The following is a 20,861-nucleotide window of genomic DNA, read 5'->3' on the forward strand; positions in this document are numbered from 1 at the left end:
AACACAAATAGCTCTGATAAAAACTCCGCGCTCCTTTGCGTGAACCTCCGCACCTCTCTGCGTTTAAATATCAAACCAGACATTTTGGCTACTCCCTGTTATTTTAAATTTTAAATTCCTTCCCACCGCGCTACTTGCTGCTTAACTTCCTCCATATCTAAATAATCATAAACAAAAGCTTTTCGTAAAAGTGGATGAGGAATAAATTCATCATACTTTTGCATTTCCGGTGCTTCCGCCGAACTAACTAAAGCCTCTGGAATAATTCTTTGCTCACACAAAGAAACAATTTCTTGGCTAACATCTTTAAACTTATTTTTACCTAATTTTAGCGTCACATAATAGGGATTAACCCCACCAATACTACTAATTTCCAAAGATTCCCGACAAAAGGTATTAATTAATCTGACTAAAGTACGATAAGCAACAGTTCCCATCCAAGGAAAAATACAGCATTTACCTTTTTCTACTTGCAAAATATTCTGCTTATCTAATCCAGCTTTCTGCACTAACTTTCGGACTGTCTGTAAACGTTGACGTGCATTGTTCTGCAAATAGCTATATTCTAAATCCTCTAGTAAAACCTGCCGCATTCTTTGCAGAACTTTAGTATGAATCGTACCACCACCACCACGCCAGTAAATTGTAGCTTTACCATCTACTTGCTTAACCAAAATATTTTTTTTTCTGAAATCAACTTCTAATACTTCCCAAGTTCTCCCAGCCAACGCAAATTGATTACCAACTGGAGGCGGCATAATAATACTACCAATGGCTGTAGTCCCTTGCTTAACAGTATATTCCTGGTTATCAGCAAAGACAGCATAAAACTGAAATTTACCTACTATTTTTTCGGACGATACACCCAAAATTAATTTACCTTGTTCAGTCCGTTGAATGTGACCGATATCAATTAAATAGCGCAACAATAATTTATAATCTTCCTGAGAAATAGCAGCAAATGGTGGCAGATTTAAAACCTGTTTAGCCAGCGCAGCCGGGGAAATTGCCTCTGCGGCTACCAAAATACTCATTGTTTGGTGATACAGCAAACTCAAAGGATATTGAATTGGCTTAATTGTTTCAATCCAACGTTCTTCTAAATAAAGTTGAATAATAGCGATACACTGTAAAAGTTGCCAAGGAATTTGCTCTGGTAAAGATGCTTCTGGTAACACTTCATCTTCACCACAGACAAAACGCATATCAGCAGCTTCGCCTCTTCTTCCTGCGCGTCCCAAACGTTGTAAAAAACTCGCTACCGAAAGAGGTGATTCTAACTGAATAACTCGCTCTAAATTACCAATATCTATACCTAATTCTAAGGTGAGAGTAGCAGCAGTTACAGCCGGGTTATGAGGCTCGCGCATGGCATTTTCTGCCACTTGGCGTAAACTAGCAGATATACTACCATGATGTACATGATAGATATCTGGTAGTGATTGAATAGTAGCAATTTGGCGCAAAGATGCAATAATCGATTCCGTTTGGGTGCGATTATTGGCAAAGATTAAACATTTACGAGATTGACTCAAATTAAAAATATATTGCTCATAGTCTGTTGCTGCTAATTCATCATGTTTAGCAACATAAAAATGTTCTACCGCTAGTTTAATTTGGCGTTTTCCTGCTTCAACTTTAGGGGTAATGACTTGTTTATCAGTTCCAGAACGCAACCAATCTTCAGCCATTGAGTAATCACCCAGAGTTGCTGATAAACCAATGCGACGAGGTTGTGCTTGCGTTAAATTTACCAAACGCTGCAATTGACAGATAATCTGACAACCGCGTTCAGTACCCATAAAAGCGTGAATTTCATCAATGACAACAAACCTTAAATCACCAAATAAGCGTACTAGGTCTTTGTGTTTATTTACTAATAAACTTTCTAAAGATTCTGGCGTAATTTGCAATATACCTTGAGGATTTTGTAGTAGCTTATTTTTGCGACTTTGAGCAACATCACCATGCCAATGGTAAACAGGAATATCGACTGATTTTAGTAAGTCGTTGAGACGTTCAAACTGGTCATTAATTAAAGCTTTGATAGGGCCAATATATAATGCACCTATAGTTTTACTAGGGTTATCATGTAAAACAGTTAAGACAGGTAAAAATGCTGCTTCTGTTTTCCCCGCAGCTGTAGCAGCAGCAATTAATAAATGAGCATCAGTGTCAAATATCACTTCACAAGCGGCTGTTTGAACTGGTCTTAATTCCGTCCAGTTGTGATGATAAATATATTCTTGAATAAAGGGTGCAAGTCGGTTAAAAGCATCACTCATATTTGTTCTTTGATAGTGGGGAAGATTCCAAACCTCCGCGTTACTTTGCGTGAACCTCCGCGCTTCTCTGCGTTTAAAAATAAAATCTCAGGACTAAAGTCTTGACTACAAACTAAATTCGGCTGCATTATCTTCATCCAAAGCTGTATTTTTGCCCACAGCAGTAGGCTTAAATTTAGCACCATGAATTAATTCACCAAACTGAATGTTTGGGTTGTGATGTAAGATATTCAACACACTAATAAAATCTCGGATGATTTCTCCTGGTGTGAGTAATGCTTCCGCACCCAAGCGGTTGACTATTTCTCCGACAAATTCTTTTAATTCCCGACCATTCAAAGTCTTGTCATAACTAAAATGAGTAGCATGAATCTCTGTTAAACGTTGCAAAAGTGTGAGAATTTCTGCTTCACTCAAAGGGTTAAGTCGGATAACCGGCCCTAAAAATTCTTGCACATCAGCTTGGATAGCAAAACGGCTTTCTTTGGTGCGTCTGCGCCAAGCTTGGTCTGCAAATAGTCCTCGGTTGGGGTCTTCTAAAAATTTGGTTGTCCCACCAATGAAAATACCTAAATGTTCTGCTTTACATTGCATCGTGTCATTAAACATTGCCAGCAGTCTGTTATAGTTCTTCTCACGAGTGACTGTAGTTGAGATTTGGTAAATATTGACGGCTTCATCAATTAAAATTAATAATCCTTTATAGCCAATTTCCGCGATAAATTTAGCTAAAAGTTTGATGTAGTCATACCAACTATCATCATCAATAATAACGCGCACCCCTAATGCGGCTTTGGCTTCAGTTTTGGTATTAAATTCTCCCCTCAACCAACGTAAGGCAGCATTTTTTAAGTCATCATTATCTAAACGATAACCACGCCAATAAGTAATAATTACAGTACCAAAATCAAAACCATGAACTAGGTCTTCTATATATTGGACAACTTCCCTAATTTTCGCTTCAATTTTGTCATCAAAACCTTCATCATGGGGACGTAAATCAGTTTCTTTAACTACTTCTTGTTGAATTTTATTAATCCATCCTTCTAAAATTGAAACCAATGCGCCACCATCAGGACGAGTTTTGGTAGAAAGGTGACTCATTAATTCTCGATAGGTAGCCAAGCCTTCACTATTGCTTCCTGCTAGGCGACGTTCTGAAGATAAATCAGCGTCAGCTACAACAAAACCCTGCTCAATAGCACGGTTACGAATCATTTGCAGCATGAAGCTTTTACCAGAACCATAGTTGCCAATTATAAAACGAAATGCGGCGACACCTTCGGCAATATCATCAAGATTTTGTAATAGGCTTTTAAGTTCTTTTTCTCGACCAACTGCTATCTGTTCAACTCCTATCCTGGGAACTACTCCTGCACCTAGGGAATTGATTAAAGCAGTTGAAGTTTTTTTCGAGAGTTTGAGCTTTGCCATGTATTTTACTTTACTTGATGTCAATGCAGAGGTCAACAGATATGCCTATAATAATGATTATTTTACAACGTATGAGAATATTTTAATTTGATGAGGCGTGTCTAGTCATAAGGTTTTCATATAAGGCAATCATTTGTCTGATATTACTAATATGCTCTGGATAAATTGCTGGTTTATCTAAAGTTGTTTCAATGATTAATTCACCTATAATATCACTAGCACGTTCATTGATAGAGTCAATTAATATATTAGGCATAGTAATGTTAGCTTCGGAAATTTTTTTAATAGTTGGATGAGGATTCTCTTGCTCTACTATGGCTTTTAATACCTGAAATTCATGTCCTGGTAATTGATTTAAAAATCTATCCCATGTTTCAGGTAGAATATCAGATTCTACTGTTTCTATTAAGTCGGCAAAAGGAAATACTTCAATATCTTCAACTTGTGAGTTTTCAGATAAAGGTTCTTGATTAAATGTTCCTACTTGCTGGAGTAGTTCCCAAACTTGGTTTTGTAATAGGTCACGTTCTTGTTGTAATACAGAAATTTCATTTTTTAATTGCTGTAAATGTTCTTGTTGTTGTGATTTTTGAGTTTGTAAGGAATTTATTGTGGCTGTTACATCATCTTTTTCATGTGCTGTCTCTAGTAGTATTTGATTTTGTTGATTTTTTTCAGCTTCTAAGTTTTGAATTTCTAGTCGCAATTCGTAAAGCTTTTCTTCTAATTGAGGTTTAATCCTACCTAGAAGAGTTAAATTACTTTCTATTTCTTTTTGTTCTTGTTTTAATTCATATATACGGGTTTGCAATTGGTTAATTTCTGCATGGGAAGTATTGTAATGCAATTCGAGGCGACGTTTTTCTGATGTCAGGGCAGATAAAAAGTTATGTAATTCTGCTTGATTTTGTTCTAAGTCGTAAAGTTCAGTTTTTAGATTGCTAACTTCGGATTCTAATTGTTTTTTTTGTGAGGCAAAGTTTCCGAGTTCTCTATGTAAACTATCTCTTTGATTACGACATTCGAGGATGTGATTTTGTAGTTGTTTGGTTTCGTTATAAAGTAAATTACGATGAGCTTCTATTTGCTCAATTTCTCTAACTACGCGAGATTTTAGTCCTTCCCTTTCTTTAATACGTTTGCGGAGGGAGGATAAAATCAGGAGTTCATGAGTTCTCCGCCGCCTATCTACGAACAAGGCTGCTGAATAGGTAGCAACTACGGTGATTACTCCAGTGAAGAAAGCTTGGTTAAAATCCCATTTGGGGACTAGACTAAGACCAAAACTGACACTAAAGGCAACTATGCCTAAGATAAATCGATTACTGAACATGACTGGCTGCATATTGCTGATTTTTGAGGCATAAGGCAGAGGACAGGAGACAGGAGGTTTTTAGATTAGTACAGCTTTGCCAATTGAGGGGGGAAATTTAAACGCAGAGGGTCGGGCAGGTACGCAGAGAATTCGCTACGAGTTGATGAAATGCTGTACTTAGTTTATTTTTATTCATATATTAGTTAGTTTGGTTTTATTGTGCTAATTTACTAAGTTCGGCAATTTTTCATGGGTTATGCCACGCTATGCTAACGTAATTCCTTTGTTTTTATGATTTGATGTCTAATTTATTGTTATTTTCTCCAAATAGTGATAACTCTGCTTTTAAATAATTAATGAATTGCTGTGCTGTCCTTCCAGACCGTCCATTATGACGTGTAGCCCATTGTAAGGCTTGAAATTCTAAATCTTGCTGGTTGATGTTAATTTCAGCTTGTGATGCGAGATGTTGCACAATTTGTAAATATGTCTTTTGATCGGCGGACTCAAAGGTTAAAGTTAAACCAAAGCGATCGCTAAACGAAAGTTTCTCCTGCATCGTATCCCAAGCATGGATTTCGTTGTTATCTTTGGGGGTCGGTCTATCGCCAAAAAATTCCCGAATCAAATGGCGACGATTAGAAGTAGCATATACAACTACATTCTGTGGTCTGGCAGTTAAGTTTCCTTCTAAAACCACTTTTAAGGCTTTAAAAGCATCATCATCTTCTTCAAAGGATAAATCATCGACAAAGATAATAAATTTCTGTGGCAAGCCTCGCAACTGTTCTACAATATTTGGTAGATCCTGCAAATCCGATTTTGCCACTTCTAGTAAACGAAGATGGCGGTGGGTATATTCATTTAATAAAGCCTTGACTAAGGAAGATTTGCCTGCGCCGCGACTACCATAAAGTAATACGTGCAGTGCCACTTCACCCGCTAACAAAAACTCTGTATTTTTAATCAAGGCATCTCTTTGAGACTCATACCCGACAAGATGACTCAGCTTCACTGTGTCAGGGTAAGGTATCCCGATAAGTTGCCCAGTTTGCCAGCGTAATCCCCGATATTGGGCAAATAACCCTGTACCAAATTGCCGATAGTAATTTGCTACATCTTCTACTACATTTGCCCAGTGTTCTGAATGGTGCAGAGAAAATGTTAATCCTGCTTGTATAGCTGTGTCATCTGGTTCGACGTACCACACCACAGGAGACACCGCTAAATGTGCTACACTTTGCACCCATTCACTCAAAATAGCACTGCTACATTCATAAAGGCTTTGTAAGAGTTGTAAATCATGCTGGGCTGCTGCTACTAAAGCTGGGGGTAAATCTTGAAAGTCTCGCTGTTGGGCAAGTCTCGTGAAGGGATTTTCCGCCATGAGAATTTGGGTAATGAGGTAGTCTTCCCAAGTTTGCTGTTTATCGGCTAAGGCGTGAAAGTAACCGCCGTAAGCTTGCAAACAACGACAGCCATCAGCATCACTGTAGCGGATGGCTTGCAGCAATTCTAAAAAGGCAATGCCTACTTCGTCTTGGAGGACAGATTGATAAAGTAAAAGTGACGCTGCTTGGCGTTGGAGAAGTTGAACTTGGGCATAGGAAGAACTGCTGGCCGTTTGCATGGCTGGATTATCCGTCAATCAACAGGGGTAATGTAGCTTATGGTTAATTGTCTGCTGGGCTTGGTAGCAAAATCAAAATCTACATAGGGTTTAACCATGAATTTAAGTATAATTGCTGCGATCGCCTATGGTATGTTAGCGATTGTTGGTGGCATTATTGGCTACTTTCAGGCGAATAGTCAAGTTTCCCTCCTCAGTGGTATAATTAGCGGTTCACTATTAGTTTTTGCCGCTTACTTGCAACTCCAAGGACAAGCCTGGGCTTTGATTTTAGCAACTTGCATCACTGCTGCTTTAGTCATTTTCTTTGCTTTAAGATTGGCTAAAACACGCAAATTCATGCCAGCTGGATTAATGACTATTTTAGGTATGCTGGCACTGACAATCATGATAAGGCAGCTTTTTACTGTTGGGTAGCAATTGTTCACCTCTTAATAGTACATTTATATTACTCTACACCAGAACAAAAGCTAGAAAAGATTTTTTTGTGAAATTTGGCGGAAAACTCCATCCCGTCATTACTCGCCGCTTCGCTAAGAATCAGTGAACAGTTATCAAGGACTGGTAACTGTTCACTGATTTAACTCCCCATGCCCAAAAATTACATAAATATCCGGTTTGTTAAACTTCGTGATGATAAATAAAAATAATACCCTGTGTCATATTCATGGCATTGAGTATCTCTGAGATACTAAGTAGCCTTCTTTATGAGTAATCACCTTAATTTTACGCGTATAGCAAATTTACGTTAAAAATAATACGTAATATAAACCAAGTATTAGAGAGGTCATGCTTGATCTGTCTACTGCACAATCAAAATGACATATGAAAAACCAAAATAATCTCTAGTGGAGAAACTCATAACATTTACTTACATCTATCGTGAGACAGTTTTTGTTCTAGATACTGATTAAATCACACGAAAGGCATAAATTTAAAACTCCATCATTAATTATTATTTATAAACCAATATTTATGTAAAAGATAATACACTATTAAAGCTATTGTAAAACTATAATTTGGGTATTAGATAAATCATTAGTTACCTGTAGGCAAAGATTACAAGCCTTAAATAGGTTTTATTTTTGAGTGTTACTTACTTAGCTGGTAGCGTATTATTTTTAATAAAATTCAAATATATTTATGGTTAAAAATCATAGAAACTCAATGATATTTGATTAAAAATATCAATTGAATGACATCTATTTATTTTGAGAGAATAGGAACATAACGTATAAAGATTTAGTAGGGAAAAAAGAAAAAATTAAAGTAAAAATAAAGGTAATTTTTGCCATATTGGCAGGTTTGAATCAAAGAGATGAGATATTAATATAGGTAGATTAAAAAGGCATTGATATATAAATAATTGTTGTTATCTACCTCAATTTCTAAAGCCAAAATAAGCCTAAAATTCAAAGATTTATCGCCAATCTTACGAACTAGGAAATAATATATGTTATCACCACTATCTTCTCACAATGTTATCCAGTATCTGCACACGGCAGGGCTGTGTAGCTTAGTGGATAGCACTTTCGAGACTTTTAAACTGCCAGAAACTAACAAAAAAAATCGGAATTTAGTGGTGAAGCTAGGAGATAATTGTCAACTCCTAGTTAAGCAAGAACTTAAGCATGAAACTGATGGAATCTCCCACGAATTATTTAACGAATGGCTTTTTCAGCAGTTACTTCAGCAGTTTCCCGTTTTAGGTAATATTTCTGCGATCGCACCATTAGTGCTACATTTCAATGAAGAAAACTCCATCCTGGTGCGTAGCTATCTCAGTGAATATCTAGATTTAAGTAATTTTTATCAAAAGAATAATATTTTCCCTGTAGAGATTGCTACAGCCATTGGGACAACATTAGCGTCCCTACACCGCGCTACGTTCCAAGGTAAGGAATACCGTGATTTTATGGCGACTGCACCCCAAGGACAGTTTCGCTATAGCTTTTACAACCCAGCCCAAGGGATAGAATCGATTACTCCAGAGATTTTTAGTCATGTTCCCAGCGAGTCACAGCGATTCTATGAACTCTATCAACGCTACGAGAGTTTAGAAGCTGCAATTGCTGATTTAGCCTATGAATGGAATCCTTGTTGCTTGACACACAACGATTTAAATTTGCATAACGTATTAATTCATTCTCGATGGAATCAGCTAGATAACTGCTTGGTAAAATTAATTGATTGGGAAGCCTGTGGATGGGGAGATCCTACCTTTGATTTGGGAACTATGTTAGCTAGTTATTTAGAAGTTTGGCTTTCTAGTTTAGTGATAGATGGAACATTGGAGTTAGAAGAATCTCTACAATTAGCTATGACTCCATTAGAAGATATTCAACCATCATTAGTAGCCTTATTACAGGCTTATTTAAATACTTTTCCCATGATTTTAGACTATAGTTGTGATTTTTTGGTACGAGTTATCAAATTTACAGGATTGGCATTAATTCATCAAATTCGAGACAGGATAAAAAATTGCAAGTGCTTTGATAATTCTGATATCTATAAGTTACAATTAGCCAAAAATATTCTAACTAAGCCTGAGCAATCTATAGTCAGTATTTTGGGAGTTGATGAGTCAGCAGTTGTAAGTTCTATAGGTACAATGAATACAATACCACAACCAGAAAAAGAGAAACAACTAGTTCGCCTGTATTATGAAAAAACTCGCTTGCGTGGCTGCTAAATAGAAGGACGAAGTTAGAATTAATTAATTTAGGGTGGGTTTCAACAATCAAATCTGATTACTCTACTTTGTAGGTGTTAAGTCTGAACTTTCAATTGATTAATGCTAAATTACTCTGCTAAAACAATGCTAAATTCCTTAATAGATATTGCTACTAATATCCAAATTGAGCCGAATTTTTGTATCTACCATCCTAATTACCAGCCTTTTGCTTTACCAACTAAAGTAGCAGATAGATTTCAGCAAAATTCGGCTACCCTACAACATAAATATCTCAATTTATTATTACGTAATTTTATTTACGGTATCTATTATAACGGGGTTTTGCAAAGCAGCTTGGCAGTTGATAGTAGTAATAGTAATTACCAACTCCCACAAAATTTAGCAACTAATTCTGTTGTGGGTATTGATTGGGAATTTTATGAACAACTGCAAGCTAGCAATAATGGTAAAGGTTATTTTGACCCCAGTTGGAAAGTGCTGCGAAAAGAACCTGATGGTAGTATGGCAGTAATTAAAGATGGTTTAACCTTATATATCGAGCCAGATTGTCACCTCAAAGCTGGAAAAAAATCTGCTCAAGTTGGTGAATCAGTAGCGATTTGGATGCCGAAGAATCGCTTGCAAAATGGCTATTACCTAGCTGTGAGTGATGTGGGACAAGAACAACAAGGCAATCTTGATGTAAATTTAGGCACTGGGAGAATCTATTTCAACTTTACCGTAGATGGCGCGATCGCACTGATGGACAGTTTAACCCAGCAACTTAATACCAATACTATTCCTTTTACTTTTCAAGTTCTCTACAACCCCAGTACCTATGAACGCTACGATTCTGGCGTACTCTACTTTGAAAGTCGCGACTATCAGGCAATTCACAAAATTTTACAAGTCGTTTATCAAGAAAATCAAGCTTATTTTCAGCCAGAAATTCCCCTATTCACCAAGTTTTTAGCACCAGGATTAGGACTTGCGGAAGAACCAAATCAAAAATTTGCTTCACAAGAAAGTTTTGGGATGAATCGTTGTCAAATATTAGCTAATGCCTTATTAGAAACTTGGCAAAAAGGTAAGAATGCCGTAGAAGAAAGAATGAAAGCCATTCATCAACATTTCCAAGATCATTCCATCGATCTACAGCGTCCCTACCTCAATCCTACATCCAAAGATATATATTCCCCATTGAAGTAATTTGTATTGACATTACAGTAAAATTAATGATGGAGCAGGCAACAAGCCTGCTATTTTTTTATTTTTTATTTTTGAATTTTATTTATGTCTTTTAGTTATCATCGCACTGTTCGCTTTCAGGATACAGATGCTGCGGGTGTAGTCTACTTCGCCAATATTCTGAGCATTTGTCATGAAGCCTATGAAGAATCTCTCAGAACATCAGGCATCAATCTCAAAGATTTTTTTACTAATCCCCAGGTGGCCTTCCCTATTGTTCACGCTAGTGTAGATTTTCTTCGCCCCATATTTTGCGGAGATAAGTTATTAGTTAACTTAATGCCACAAAAAATTGGTACAGAAAAGTTTGAAATAACTTATGAAATCACCTTGGCTGAGGTAGTAGTTGCTAAAGCAATTACTCGGCACGTTTGTATTGATGCAAATAGTAGAAATAAGCAAGCATTACCGACTAGTATTGTCCACTGGTTAGAAAGAAATCGCAGGGACACAGAAGAGGCAGAGAGAAGAAAAGCTAGAGAGGTAATTTCATGAAATGCTGATCTCCCCCGATTAGAAACACGGGGGCTTTACTCATCACGACTCGTAAGGAGAGGGTTGGGGTTTTTCGGGTTTAGTCAGGAATGAAGCGGACATGATATATGTCACTGTCACCTGTCACCCTTCGGGTTCGCCAGTCGCTCATGGGGGAAACCCCCAAGACCGCGCTGGCTCACCTGTCACCTGTCACCTTCTTAAACTAGCCAATGGTAACTTGAGCAGTATCAACAGATGTAGTACCGTGTACATTCTGGGCTACAGACCTCATTTTGTTGAGAATTTCTTGGTTAGGAACTTTGCCCTTGAAAACTACAGTCCCAGCAGTCTGAGCAACCCACAAGGAATCTATACTGTTTAATTGTGCATCTTGGTCAAATGCCAATGCTACCCGCTTTGCTAAACCACTTTGGTCATATTCTCCATTCAACCCCAAACGTTCTGGTGGAATTGATTGGGTAGCAGTGGAAGTAGCCGCTTGCGGTACTTGAGAGGAGGGATTTACTTGGGCATTTTGGGGTTTTTCCATACCAAAAATTCTTTTGAGCCAACTCATAAATGTCGTCCTCCTGAAACTACATAGGGTTAATCATATACACAGCATATGAATTTTGTGACCCATGCACATCTGCCTACAACAAGAGATGCACTCGCCAAAACATATGCTTTCAGTATGATGTAGACCTAACTTTTTGCTAGAAAAGAATAGAAGAGGTGCAGGTATTGAGTTTAAAATAAGGGACAAGACTTATATTTATTAACCTAGTAAGCAGTACGTGTAAGGTAGCTATTAGTTAATGTTTTCGTTAGCAATAGCTGTCTGAGTCTGTGTTGGCAAAGATGAAACATACCCTTTCAGTTTTGGTAGAAGATGAGGCGGGGGTTCTCTCCCGCATTGCTAGTTTGTTTGCGCGTCGCGGCTTTAATATCGAAAGCCTAGCAGTTGGTTCGGGTGAGCAAGGGGGAGTTTCCCGTATTACGATGGTTGTACCTGGGGACGATCGCGTAATTGAACAGCTCACTAAGCAACTATACAAGTTGGTCAATGTCCTCAAGGTGCAGGATATTACAGAAACCCCTTGTGTAGAGCGAGAATTGATGCTTTTGAAGGTGAACGCTACTAGCAGCAACCGTTCCGAAGTCATCGAACTAGCTCAGATTTTCCGGGCGCGTGTAGTAGATGTAGCAGAAGATTCCCTGACTTTAGAAGTTGTGGGCGATCCTGGTAAGATGGTGGCGATCGTGCAGGTGCTACAAAAGTTTGGGATTAGGGAAATTGCTCGCACTGGCAAAATTGCCCTAACTCGTGAATCTGGCGTGAATACTGAGTTGCTCAAGTCTTTAGAAGCTAAGGCTTCCTGAGATAGAATCGCCAAAATGCTGGACAATTAGAAATCGCAGCTACAAGTACCAAGCCTGCCTCCGCAGGCTACATTTATTATAATTACGAATTGAAATACCATCACTGATTCATCTGCTTGATATAGGAGTAGAGAATTTCGCGATCGCTTTGAGGATCGACAAATAAACATTGCTGTCCCACCAAATGATTACGCAAAACCACTACAACCCGTGACTGGGGACAAATTCCCAAACAACTGGTGCTGATAACTCGATATTTTCCCCATAAGCCATCAAATTTTAGGCGAGATTTCAGCCAGTTTTGTAACTCTTCTGTGGCTGTGATACTTCTGTTAATTCGATGAGAACTTCCTGCAAATTGCTCTACTGTACACTGTGAACAAACCAGTACCAACCCATTCTCCCACTGAGGAGCGAAAGATGGAACGGGAGGAATAGGAGGAATCCGAGTTTCTGGTGAGTGATCACTCGGAGGCAAACTTAGTTCTGAAGTGGATGAAAACTGCTGAAAGATTTTCCTAATCAGTGCTTTGATACGTTTGAGCAGTTTTTTCATAGAATATTTGCTTGGCTATTTCTCTCATAGCATCGCGTTAATTTCCCGTTGAGTCTGTTCTCGTAGATCACGTATTTTAGGAAGCCTTTTGCTGCAAGTAACTAACTATAGGGGATAGGGGACTCGGTATATGGGATTGGGGACAGGGGAAAAGGAAGCAGGGGAAGCAGGGGAAGCAGGGGGAGAAAAATACAATGACTACTCACTACTTAGCACTTAGCACTCACTACTCAGCACTCAGCACGGGTTAACGCCCCGCTACCGCTAACAGCACTCACTACTCAGCACTACTTTCCAAACACAGTCCCTAGAGAACGAGCAATATTTTGCGGTTGCATAGCATCCATTGCGGCTGTTGGTTCATAACCGCAGTGAACCATGCAATCAGCACACTTGGGATTACCACTAGCGCGGCCGTATTGACTCCAGTCGGTTTCTCCTAGCAATTCCTTAAAGGTGGTGTAATGCCCTTCATTCAAAAGATAACAGGGCTTTTGCCAACCCAAAACACTGTAACTAGGACTACCCCAAGGTGTACATTCATAATCCTTTTCACCGATGAGAAAGTCTAGGAATAAGGGGTTGTGGTTGAAATTCCAGTTTTTTTGACCAGATGTGTAGGGTGTGAGGATTTCTCTAAATAAGGCGCGAGTTTGTTCACGCTGGAGGAAATGGTCTTGATCTGGGGCCCATTCGTAGCCATAACCAGGGGAAATCATCATCCCATCTGTCTTGAGGGTTTCTAAGAAGTCGAAAAACTCCTGCATTTCTTTGATGTCACAACCTTCAAAAATAGTTGTGTTGGTAGTAACTCGAAACCCTTTGGCTTTAGCTGCTTTGATCGCTTTAACAGCAATATCAAACACACCTTTACGGTCTACACATTGATCATGCCATTCCCTCATCCCATCAAGATGGACGCTAAAAGTTAAGTAAGGAGACGGCTGAAACTTATCGAGGCTTTTTTCTAACAACAAACCATTGGTACACAAATAAACATACTTTTTGCGTTGTACTAATCCCTTGACAATTTCGTCAATTTGGGGGTGTAATAGCGGTTCTCCCCCAGGAATTGATACAACTGGTGCGCCGCACTCTTCCACGGCAGTAAAGCACTGTTCTGGAGTCAAGTTTTGCTTGAGTATCTCCGTGGGATGCTGAATCTTACCACAACCAGAACACGCTAAATTACAGCGAAACAGAGGTTCTAGCATCAATACCAAAGGAAACTTTTTGCGTCCTAAAAGGCGTTGAGTTACCAGATACTTACCAATATCTATAGCTTGTTGCAGATTGATCGCCATTTGTTTTAATACTCCTCTATATATAGATCAAAGCATCTTTTGTTCGTAGTGAGGACTTTAGTCCTCAAAATAAGGACTAAAGTCCTTACTACAAACCTTAATTGACATATCCATTGGTCACGAACCAATCTACAGCGTCTTTAAGGGCGACATTCACAGGCGATTGGGGTAAACCTAATTCTTGAACAGCTTTTGCGGCATCGTAATACATCGGTTGTTGTGCCATCCGCACGCCATCTAAGGGGACTGAGGGAGATTTGCCTAGGTGGGCGAGAATCTTTTCATCAATCCAGGCGACACCTAGAGGTAGCCAATTGGGGACAGTCTGTTGGGGTGCTGGTATGCCTGTAATGTCTGCCAGTTGTTCTAGCAGTTGTTTGAGGGTGAGGTTTTGATGACCTAAGATATAGCGATCGCCTGTTTTACCCTTTTGCAATGCTAATAAGTGTCCCCAGGCTACATCTTGCACATCGATAAAGTTGAGTCCTGTATTGACGTAAGCGGGCATTTGTCGCCGCAAGAAGCGCAAGATAATCTCCCCTGTAGGTGTCGGTTTAATATCTAATGCCCCAATTGGACTGCTGGGGTTGACAATTACGATATCTTGACCATTAGCTATAGCTTTGATAGCTACTTGTTCGGCGAGGAACTTGGATTTTTTGTAATCCCCCACCAGCTTTTCTACGGGGCTTTGGTGAGTCTCATCAACCACTTGACCAGATGCACCTACGCCAATCGCCGCCACGGAACTAGTATATACAGTGCGCTCAATCCCCGCTTTTTGGGCAGCATTCAAGACATTTTCTGTTCCCTCAACGTTGTGACGATAGAGTAAATAGCGGTCTTTTTGCCACAGGGAATAATGGGCGGCGACATGAAATAGATACTTGCAACCAAGCATCTGCTGCCACAATTCTGGATAATTGAGATTCCCCTTGACAATTTCTACATTTAACCCTCGGAGGTTGCCCAAGTTACTGGTAGGGCGTACCAATGCTTTCACTTGGTATCCCTGTTGCAGTAACAAGCGCACCACATGAGAGCCAATAAAACCAGTTCCCCCTGTGACAAATACTTGCATTCAATGACCCCTTACTCCTCAATATTTTATTATCCGTGTATGCGGCAAAGTTGCTTAATTTTTTCGGCTGACAATAATTATTTAAGGATATAATATTTAATATAATTATCATAGAAACATAGTTATATATATTAGCGTTTATATCATTCTTAATTATGCCACTCCAAGAAGAAATTGACAAAACAAGGCAAGAAATTCGGACAGATGACTACTCAATGTCAATTGGCGAATTGATCAGCCTTTATCAGAGTAATGAAATTGATATTCATCCAGAATTCCAAAGATTCTTTCGTTGGTCAAACCATCAAAAATCGACTTTTATAGAATCAATTCTTTTAGGTATACCAATTCCATCAATTTTTGTCAGTCAAAGAGATGATGGTGTTTGGGATGTTGTAGATGGAGTTCAAAGACTATCAACTATATATGAATTTATAGGTATTTTAAAGAAGGAAAACGAAGAAGGAGATACACATCCAGTTACTTTACAAAAAACGACATACTTACCTTCTTTAAAAGGTAAAAAGTGGGATGATGCAAATGATGCTGAAAATTCTTTGACTCAGGCACAGCGTTTATTGATTAAGCGAGCAAAAATCACAGTCAATATTGTTGAGAAAGAAAGCGATGCAATGATTAAATATGAGCTATTCCAGCGACTGAATACAGGAGGATCAGTTGCTACGCCTCAAGAAGTGAGAAATTGTGTACTTTTGATGTTAAATAAAAAACTATATGAATTGATGCGGTCACTTGCAAATTATGAACCATTCAAAAACTGTATTGCTTTGAGTGATAGGCTTTACGAAGAACAATATGATATGGAATTAGTATTACGCTTTATCCTTCTATTTGATAAAGATGAGGAAGATATTAAAAAATTGGGTGATGATGTTAGTGTTTTTCTAACAGAAGAAATGAGGAAAATGGCTCTTGAGCAAGAATTAGATTATAGCCATATAGAAACAGCGTTTAAGAAAACATTTGATGTCTTGAATGAAACTACAGGAGATGATAGTTTCAAAAGGTATAAATCTGAACAGGACAGATTTCTGGGTGGTTTTCTATTATCTGCATTTGAGGTAGTAGCATTAGGAATTGGATACAACTACGAAAATCTATCTCCAACTGACCAAATATGTGAGCTGATAAAAAGTATTTGGTCAGATACAATTTATAAAAAGTGGTCTGGTGCAGGTGTGAATGCTGCAAGACGTTTACCCTATCTTATTCCACTGGGTAGAGGAGTATTTTCTCCTGTATGAAAGTCCGAACAGCTGAACAACTAAGCGATAGGCTTGCAGATGATCTTGCTTGGCGAAAAAAGGAACTTTCAGAAGTTAAGTCCTTGATAGAATTTAAAAATGTTTCTACTCAAAGGCATAACGCATTAATTCGCAGTGGAGTATGTATTCTTTATGCTCATTGGGAAGGTTTTGTTAAGTTAGCATCAAACTCTTATCTAGAACACGTTGCTCTGCAAAAACTTCGCTATGATCAGCTTGCTAGTAATTTTCTAGCTTTGGCAATGAAAGAAAAACTCAAAGAGGCTAAAGAGACTAATAAACCATCATTATATATACCTGTTTGTGACTTCTTTGTTTCTAAATTAGATACCAAATGTTCTTTACCCCAAGAAGCAATATCTACTGCATCAAATCTTTCTTCTGAAATATTAAAAGAAATCACTCATATTCTGGGAATAGATTTTTCACCTTATTCTACTAAGTCAAAATTAATAGATGAGAAGCTTTTAAAGACAAGAAATGAAATTGCACATGGTAACTATTTGTTAATTGATAGAGAAGAATATATACAATTACACACAGAAGTTATAGCAATGCTTGATATATTTCGTAACCAAATAGAAAATGCCTCTGTTAATAAGGATTTTACGTTAAAGAAATAAATTAATTTTGAATTAGGATTAAGTCGGTGCGTCAAAAAGTCAATTAAAAAATTAGATGGTGAATTGAAAAATTTGACGCACCCTAAAAGCTGCTATTTTTTCACCTTCTTAAACCGGGGAAACCAATCATCTAAAATCGCGTAGACTACTGGGACGACAATCAAGCTGAGGATAGTAGAAGTCACCAAACCGCCAGCAATAGCTACAGCCATAGGCGATCGCAATTCTGAACCTGCACCAAAACCCAAGGCGATCGGTAGCATCCCTAAAATGGTGGAAAAGGTAGTCATCATAATCGGTCTGAGTCTCACTGGCCCCGCTTGCAGGATGGCTTCTGTGCGTTCTAAACCTGCTTTGCGTAGCTGACTAATGTAATCTACCAGCAAGATGGCGTTTTTATTGGCTAGTCCCAGCAAGAACACAAAGCCAATTAGCGAAATCATCCCGAAGTCACTCTTGGTAAAAAGTAATGCTAGCATTGCTCCCACCAACGCTAAGGGTAAGGAAGCACCAATCACTACTGGATCTACCCAACTTTTGAACAGTAAAATCAACACGACAATGATACACACTGCCGATAAAACCAAAGTTGAAGCGAAACTACCAAAAACTTCACTTTGACGGGCAGAATCTCCTCCTAGGTCTAAAGTGACATCAGCAGGTAATACTCCTTTGGCTTCCCCAATAATTTTGTCTGTAGCATCACCCAAAGTTAAATCTTGACCCAAATTGGCACTAACATATGCTACCCGTTGATTGTTGAGCCGTTCAATGTTAAAAACTTGACCCTCGTTATTTGCATCCCCTGTGACGGTGACATCTGCAAATCCTGGGATTTTGGTAATGCGGTCTTTAATTGTCTTGGCGGCTTTACTCAGAGTTTGTAAATCATTACCGCGTAAAGATACCTGTAAAGGTTTTTGTCCGCCGGTGTCTACAAATTGAATATCTTCCACGCTGGTAGTGACACCGGGAAGATTAGGTAAAGTTGTGCGTAATTGGTCTTGTAATTCTGCCGTTTTAATGCTGCGGTTTTCCTTTAGCTTGACATAGAGTGTTCCCTTATTTGGTTCACCCTCACGAGAACCCACAGTAGTAAAAACTGTTTCTACATCTGGGGATTTTCTCACGACTGCTTCCAATTTTTTCGCCACCTCCAGGGAGTCGTTGAGGGGGTTGGGAATTGGGAATTGGGAATTGGGTAAAAGTGCTGCTCCCCTGCTCCCCTGCACTCCCAATCTCTGCAACGCTGCCAAATCAGGTATTTTAGGCAGAGGCGCAGTGTAGGTAATGTTAAACTCACCCCGATCTAGTTTGGGAATAAAACCCTTGGGAATGAATGGAATTAGGGCAATTCCAGCAATAAAACTGAGAACAGCTAAGGCAATAACTATTGTGCGATGGTTTAAAGACCAAGAGAGTAAGTTTCGATAAGTTCGGGTAAAATAAAACCCAATTTTTAGTTCCCTGCGTCGGGAAGTTGTAGCAGGTGGTTTGAGCCAATAAATAGATAACACTGGTGATAAAGTCCGCGCCACCAATGTAGAAGCTATATAGGCGGCGGAAACAGTGATCCCAAATGGCTTGAAGAACTGTCCAACTACTCCACCCATCAATCCAATAGGTAAGAAAACAGCTATGGCTGTCGCAGTAGTGGCGACGACGGTTAAGCCAATTTCATCGGTAGCGGAGTATGCAGCTTGGCGGGGTGTTTGTCCTTCTTCAATGTGCCGCATGATGTTTTCTACATCAATGATGGCATCATCAATCACACTGCCAATAACTAAGGCTAAAGCTAACAACGTAATCGTTTCTAGGTTAAAGCCAAAAATTGCCATGACGATAAACGTCGCCAATAAAGATGTCGGAATTGCTAAGGCAGAAATAAGAGTGGCTCGCCAACTCCATAAAAATGGGAAAATTACCACAATTGCCAAAACTATAGCTTCTATCAACGCATCTATGGTTGACTGGGTGGCATTGCGGATATATTCTGCCTGGGTAGCGGCTAGGGTGAGTTTAATATCTGTAAAGTTAGTGCGGAGTGTTTGTACTTCCTTTTCCACTAAACTCACTACTTCCAAGGTATTAGCATTACCACGCTTAATGACTTGAAATGCTAGTGCGTCTTGACCATTAAATCTGACTAAATTTGCCCCCCCTTGAGCCAACGCCGCAGTTGGATTTGTGGGATTAATAGGAGATGCTGTACTAGCTGCACCCAATAGCGAGACTTTGAGAACGCCTGGTAATTTAGCGATCGCTGGTATAATCTGGTCATTTGCCAGCTTAGTCAAATCATTGAGATTCTGTGACGAACTCTCAATGGCATAACTCACGGCTGCTGATTCATTCAGGTTTAGGGGAATAATTTTATAATTTGCTCCCTGGGGTAAAGTTAGTTGCTTTAGTGCAGTTTCGACACTACGAGTTGATGTTTCTAGATTCGTTCCTACAGCAAAAGACAAACTTACAGCAGATTGTCCAGGATAACTAGATGAGCGAATATCCTCTAGTCCTTCTAGAGAACGCAGGCGTTCCTCTATAGGTTGGGTGAGTTTCGCTTCTGTATCCAAAGCATTTACCAAAGAAGGCGCGGTAGCATTCACTACCACTACCGGAAAGGTAATGTCTGGAAACAAAGCATACTTGAGGGAACTAAAAGCCAGAATCCCAGCTACAGCCACCGCAATCCAAAAACTCACCGTCAGCCATGAGAACTCAATAGCTAATCGGGAAATATTAAAACGCTCTCGTGCAGATTTTGCGCTACTAAGCTTTGTCATCTTGGAAAATCATCACGCGGAAGACATAATTATTTGTCATGCTACATTAAATCATCGTGTCATTTGCGAGTTCTATTTGGGGAAGTGGAGAATGGGGAATGCCAACAATTTTAGTGCCGCAAGGTGCAGAGTATGCGGCAGTGTGTCGCGGTTTAAATCGAGTGACTGGTAAAAAGCCTCATGTTGTGCCGATACCAGTAGGGATAAAACCTGTAAGAGAATATTTGCAAAAATGGTCAAAGACAAAAGACTTTGGGAATGAGATCAAACCAGGAGTCTTAGTTATGGGGTTATGTGGCAGCTTGACGCAGCAGTACAAAGTTGGTGATATTGTGCTGTATCAAGATTGTATGTATCAGCAACAAGTACAACAATGCAGTCATATACTAAATGCACATATCCAGTCAACAGTCAAAATAGTTAAATCATTAACAAGCGATCGCGTGATTTGTTCTGCCACCGAAAAACGCTATCTTGGTGAAACGATGAGTGTTGATGTCGTTGATATGGAAGGCTTTGCTGTTTTGGACTTTTTTAAAAAAATGGGCATAGAAGTAGCGATGTTACGAGTAGTCAGTGATGATTCCCACCATGATATCCCTGACATCTCAGCAGCAATCAATCCCGATGGTTCACTCAAGCCTCTATCTCTAGCACTAACATTCATCCGCCAACCTATTGCAGCTACTCGTCTAATTCGAGGTTCGTTGCAAGGATTAAAAGTTTTAGAGCAAGTGACACAATTACTGTTTTCTGAAGGTTGAAGACAGCTAAAATAC

17 protein-coding genes are annotated in these 20,861 nt (G+C 39.1%); 8 read left to right on the top strand and 9 right to left on the bottom strand.

The window, feature by feature from the left end:
• Positions 1 to 110: 110 nt before the first annotated feature.
• The 4 genes from ACM0OR_RS13660 to ACM0OR_RS13675 all read right to left on the bottom strand — a co-directional run bounded on the left by ACM0OR_RS13660 (position 111) and on the right by ACM0OR_RS13675 (position 6,664).
• Entirely contained in the window at positions 111 to 2,285 is a 2,175-nt protein-coding gene (locus tag ACM0OR_RS13660) for a DEAD/DEAH box helicase (RefSeq protein ID WP_414576737.1), read from the bottom strand.
• Between the two features lie 105 nt (positions 2,286 to 2,390).
• The gene (locus ACM0OR_RS13665; RefSeq protein WP_414576739.1) at positions 2,391 to 3,719 is read right to left on the bottom strand and encodes an ATP-binding protein; all 1,329 of its coding nucleotides are present in this window, start codon (positions 3,717 to 3,719) and stop codon (positions 2,391 to 2,393) included.
• An 82-nt stretch (positions 3,720 to 3,801) separates the two neighbouring features.
• The gene (locus ACM0OR_RS13670) at positions 3,802 to 5,064 is read right to left on the bottom strand and encodes a tellurite resistance TerB C-terminal domain-containing protein (protein ID WP_414576741.1); all 1,263 of its coding nucleotides are present in this window, start codon (positions 5,062 to 5,064) and stop codon (positions 3,802 to 3,804) included.
• Between the two features lie 259 nt (positions 5,065 to 5,323).
• Entirely contained in the window at positions 5,324 to 6,664 is a 1,341-nt protein-coding gene (locus ACM0OR_RS13675) for an ATP-binding protein (protein WP_323267041.1), read from the bottom strand.
• 96 nt (positions 6,665 to 6,760) lie between these two features.
• Between ACM0OR_RS13675 and ACM0OR_RS13680 the strand changes: the two genes are divergently transcribed.
• The 4 genes from ACM0OR_RS13680 (at position 6,761) to ACM0OR_RS13695 (ending at position 11,081) form a co-directional block, all read left to right on the top strand.
• Positions 6,761 to 7,081 (top strand): TMEM14 family protein, encoded by a 321-nt coding sequence (locus ACM0OR_RS13680; protein ID WP_190699536.1) that lies wholly within the window; start codon positions 6,761 to 6,763, stop codon positions 7,079 to 7,081.
• Between the two features lie 1,036 nt (positions 7,082 to 8,117).
• A complete protein-coding gene (locus ACM0OR_RS13685) occupies positions 8,118 to 9,356 on the top strand; it encodes an aminoglycoside phosphotransferase family protein (protein WP_414576743.1) in 1,239 nt (412 codons plus the stop codon).
• A gap of 102 nt (positions 9,357 to 9,458) precedes the next feature.
• Positions 9,459 to 10,547, top strand: a complete 1,089-nt coding sequence (locus ACM0OR_RS13690; protein ID WP_414576745.1) for a T3SS effector HopA1 family protein — start codon at positions 9,459 to 9,461, stop codon at positions 10,545 to 10,547.
• Between the two features lie 84 nt (positions 10,548 to 10,631).
• Positions 10,632 to 11,081 carry an acyl-CoA thioesterase gene (locus ACM0OR_RS13695; RefSeq protein ID WP_414576747.1) on the top strand — a complete coding sequence of 150 codons (450 nt, stop codon included), beginning with the start codon at positions 10,632 to 10,634 and terminating at the stop codon, positions 11,079 to 11,081.
• A 205-nt stretch (positions 11,082 to 11,286) separates the two neighbouring features.
• On the opposite strand, the gene ACM0OR_RS13700 is transcribed toward ACM0OR_RS13695, so the two are convergent.
• Positions 11,287 to 11,640, bottom strand: a complete 354-nt coding sequence (locus ACM0OR_RS13700) for a phospholipid-binding protein (protein WP_190699528.1) — start codon at positions 11,638 to 11,640, stop codon at positions 11,287 to 11,289.
• 284 nt (positions 11,641 to 11,924) lie between these two features.
• Here ACM0OR_RS13700 and ilvN point away from each other — a divergent pair, with 284 nt between their 5' ends.
• Positions 11,925 to 12,446, top strand: coding sequence for an acetolactate synthase small subunit (gene ilvN / locus ACM0OR_RS13705; protein WP_190699525.1), 522 nt, complete (start codon positions 11,925 to 11,927; stop codon positions 12,444 to 12,446).
• A gap of 100 nt (positions 12,447 to 12,546) precedes the next feature.
• On the opposite strand, the gene ACM0OR_RS13710 is transcribed toward ilvN, so the two are convergent.
• From ACM0OR_RS13710 to hpnA, 3 genes are all read right to left on the bottom strand, one after another.
• On the bottom strand, positions 12,547 to 13,002 hold the full coding sequence (locus tag ACM0OR_RS13710) for a hypothetical protein (protein WP_414576748.1): 456 nt from the start codon (positions 13,000 to 13,002) through the stop codon (positions 12,547 to 12,549).
• A gap of 287 nt (positions 13,003 to 13,289) precedes the next feature.
• The gene (gene hpnH, locus ACM0OR_RS13715; protein ID WP_414576750.1) at positions 13,290 to 14,306 is read right to left on the bottom strand and encodes an adenosyl-hopene transferase HpnH; all 1,017 of its coding nucleotides are present in this window, start codon (positions 14,304 to 14,306) and stop codon (positions 13,290 to 13,292) included.
• Between the two features lie 97 nt (positions 14,307 to 14,403).
• Positions 14,404 to 15,387 carry a hopanoid-associated sugar epimerase gene (gene hpnA, locus ACM0OR_RS13720; RefSeq protein ID WP_414576752.1) on the bottom strand — a complete coding sequence of 328 codons (984 nt, stop codon included), beginning with the start codon at positions 15,385 to 15,387 and terminating at the stop codon, positions 14,404 to 14,406.
• A 155-nt stretch (positions 15,388 to 15,542) separates the two neighbouring features.
• Between hpnA and ACM0OR_RS13725 the strand changes: the two genes are divergently transcribed.
• The gene (locus ACM0OR_RS13725; protein ID WP_414576753.1) at positions 15,543 to 16,652 is read left to right on the top strand and encodes a DUF262 domain-containing protein; all 1,110 of its coding nucleotides are present in this window, start codon (positions 15,543 to 15,545) and stop codon (positions 16,650 to 16,652) included.
• The gene (locus tag ACM0OR_RS13730; RefSeq protein ID WP_414576755.1) at positions 16,649 to 17,296 is read left to right on the top strand and encodes an MAE_28990/MAE_18760 family HEPN-like nuclease; all 648 of its coding nucleotides are present in this window, start codon (positions 16,649 to 16,651) and stop codon (positions 17,294 to 17,296) included. Before ACM0OR_RS13725 ends, ACM0OR_RS13730 begins: the two co-directional genes overlap by 4 nt.
• A 92-nt stretch (positions 17,297 to 17,388) precedes the next feature.
• Here the strand turns inward: ACM0OR_RS13730 and ACM0OR_RS13735 are convergent, their stop codons facing one another.
• Positions 17,389 to 20,082, bottom strand: coding sequence for an efflux RND transporter permease subunit (locus tag ACM0OR_RS13735; protein ID WP_414576757.1), 2,694 nt, complete (start codon positions 20,080 to 20,082; stop codon positions 17,389 to 17,391).
• Between the two features lie 98 nt (positions 20,083 to 20,180).
• On the opposite strand from ACM0OR_RS13735, the gene ACM0OR_RS13740 reads away from it, so the two are divergent.
• Complete coding sequence (locus ACM0OR_RS13740; RefSeq protein WP_414576759.1) at positions 20,181 to 20,846, top strand: phosphorylase; 666 nt, start codon at positions 20,181 to 20,183, stop codon at positions 20,844 to 20,846.
• Positions 20,847 to 20,861: the final 15 nt, after the last annotated feature.

It is taken from the genome of Anabaena sp. CCY 9402-a, assembly GCF_963920945.1.
GTDB lineage: Bacteria > Cyanobacteriota > Cyanobacteriia > Cyanobacteriales > Nostocaceae > Trichormus > Trichormus minutissimus.

Bases quoted from the DNA above. Each gene is read 5' to 3' on its own strand.
- ACM0OR_RS13660 (WP_414576737.1), bottom strand. From the start codon at position 2,285: ATGAGTGATGCTTTTAACCGACTTGCACCCTTTATTCAAGAATATATT.
- ACM0OR_RS13665 (WP_414576739.1), bottom strand. From the start codon at position 3,719: ATGGCAAAGCTCAAACTCTCGAAAAAAACTTCAACTGCTTTAATCAAT.
- ACM0OR_RS13670 (WP_414576741.1), bottom strand. From the start codon at position 5,064: ATGCAGCCAGTCATGTTCAGTAATCGATTTATCTTAGGCATAGTTGCC.
- ACM0OR_RS13675 (WP_323267041.1), bottom strand. From the start codon at position 6,664: ATGCAAACGGCCAGCAGTTCTTCCTATGCCCAAGTTCAACTTCTCCAA.
- ACM0OR_RS13680 (WP_190699536.1), top strand. From the start codon at position 6,761: ATGAATTTAAGTATAATTGCTGCGATCGCCTATGGTATGTTAGCGATT.
- ACM0OR_RS13685 (WP_414576743.1), top strand. From the start codon at position 8,118: ATGTTATCACCACTATCTTCTCACAATGTTATCCAGTATCTGCACACG.
- ACM0OR_RS13690 (WP_414576745.1), top strand. From the start codon at position 9,459: ATGCTAAATTACTCTGCTAAAACAATGCTAAATTCCTTAATAGATATT.
- ACM0OR_RS13695 (WP_414576747.1), top strand. From the start codon at position 10,632: ATGTCTTTTAGTTATCATCGCACTGTTCGCTTTCAGGATACAGATGCT.
- ACM0OR_RS13700 (WP_190699528.1), bottom strand. From the start codon at position 11,640: ATGAGTTGGCTCAAAAGAATTTTTGGTATGGAAAAACCCCAAAATGCC.
- ilvN (WP_190699525.1), top strand. From the start codon at position 11,925: ATGAAACATACCCTTTCAGTTTTGGTAGAAGATGAGGCGGGGGTTCTC.
- ACM0OR_RS13710 (WP_414576748.1), bottom strand. From the start codon at position 13,002: ATGAAAAAACTGCTCAAACGTATCAAAGCACTGATTAGGAAAATCTTT.
- hpnH (WP_414576750.1), bottom strand. From the start codon at position 14,306: ATGGCGATCAATCTGCAACAAGCTATAGATATTGGTAAGTATCTGGTA.
- hpnA (WP_414576752.1), bottom strand. From the start codon at position 15,387: ATGCAAGTATTTGTCACAGGGGGAACTGGTTTTATTGGCTCTCATGTG.
- ACM0OR_RS13725 (WP_414576753.1), top strand. From the start codon at position 15,543: ATGCCACTCCAAGAAGAAATTGACAAAACAAGGCAAGAAATTCGGACA.
- ACM0OR_RS13730 (WP_414576755.1), top strand. From the start codon at position 16,649: ATGAAAGTCCGAACAGCTGAACAACTAAGCGATAGGCTTGCAGATGAT.
- ACM0OR_RS13735 (WP_414576757.1), bottom strand. From the start codon at position 20,082: ATGACAAAGCTTAGTAGCGCAAAATCTGCACGAGAGCGTTTTAATATT.
- ACM0OR_RS13740 (WP_414576759.1), top strand. From the start codon at position 20,181: ATGCCAACAATTTTAGTGCCGCAAGGTGCAGAGTATGCGGCAGTGTGT.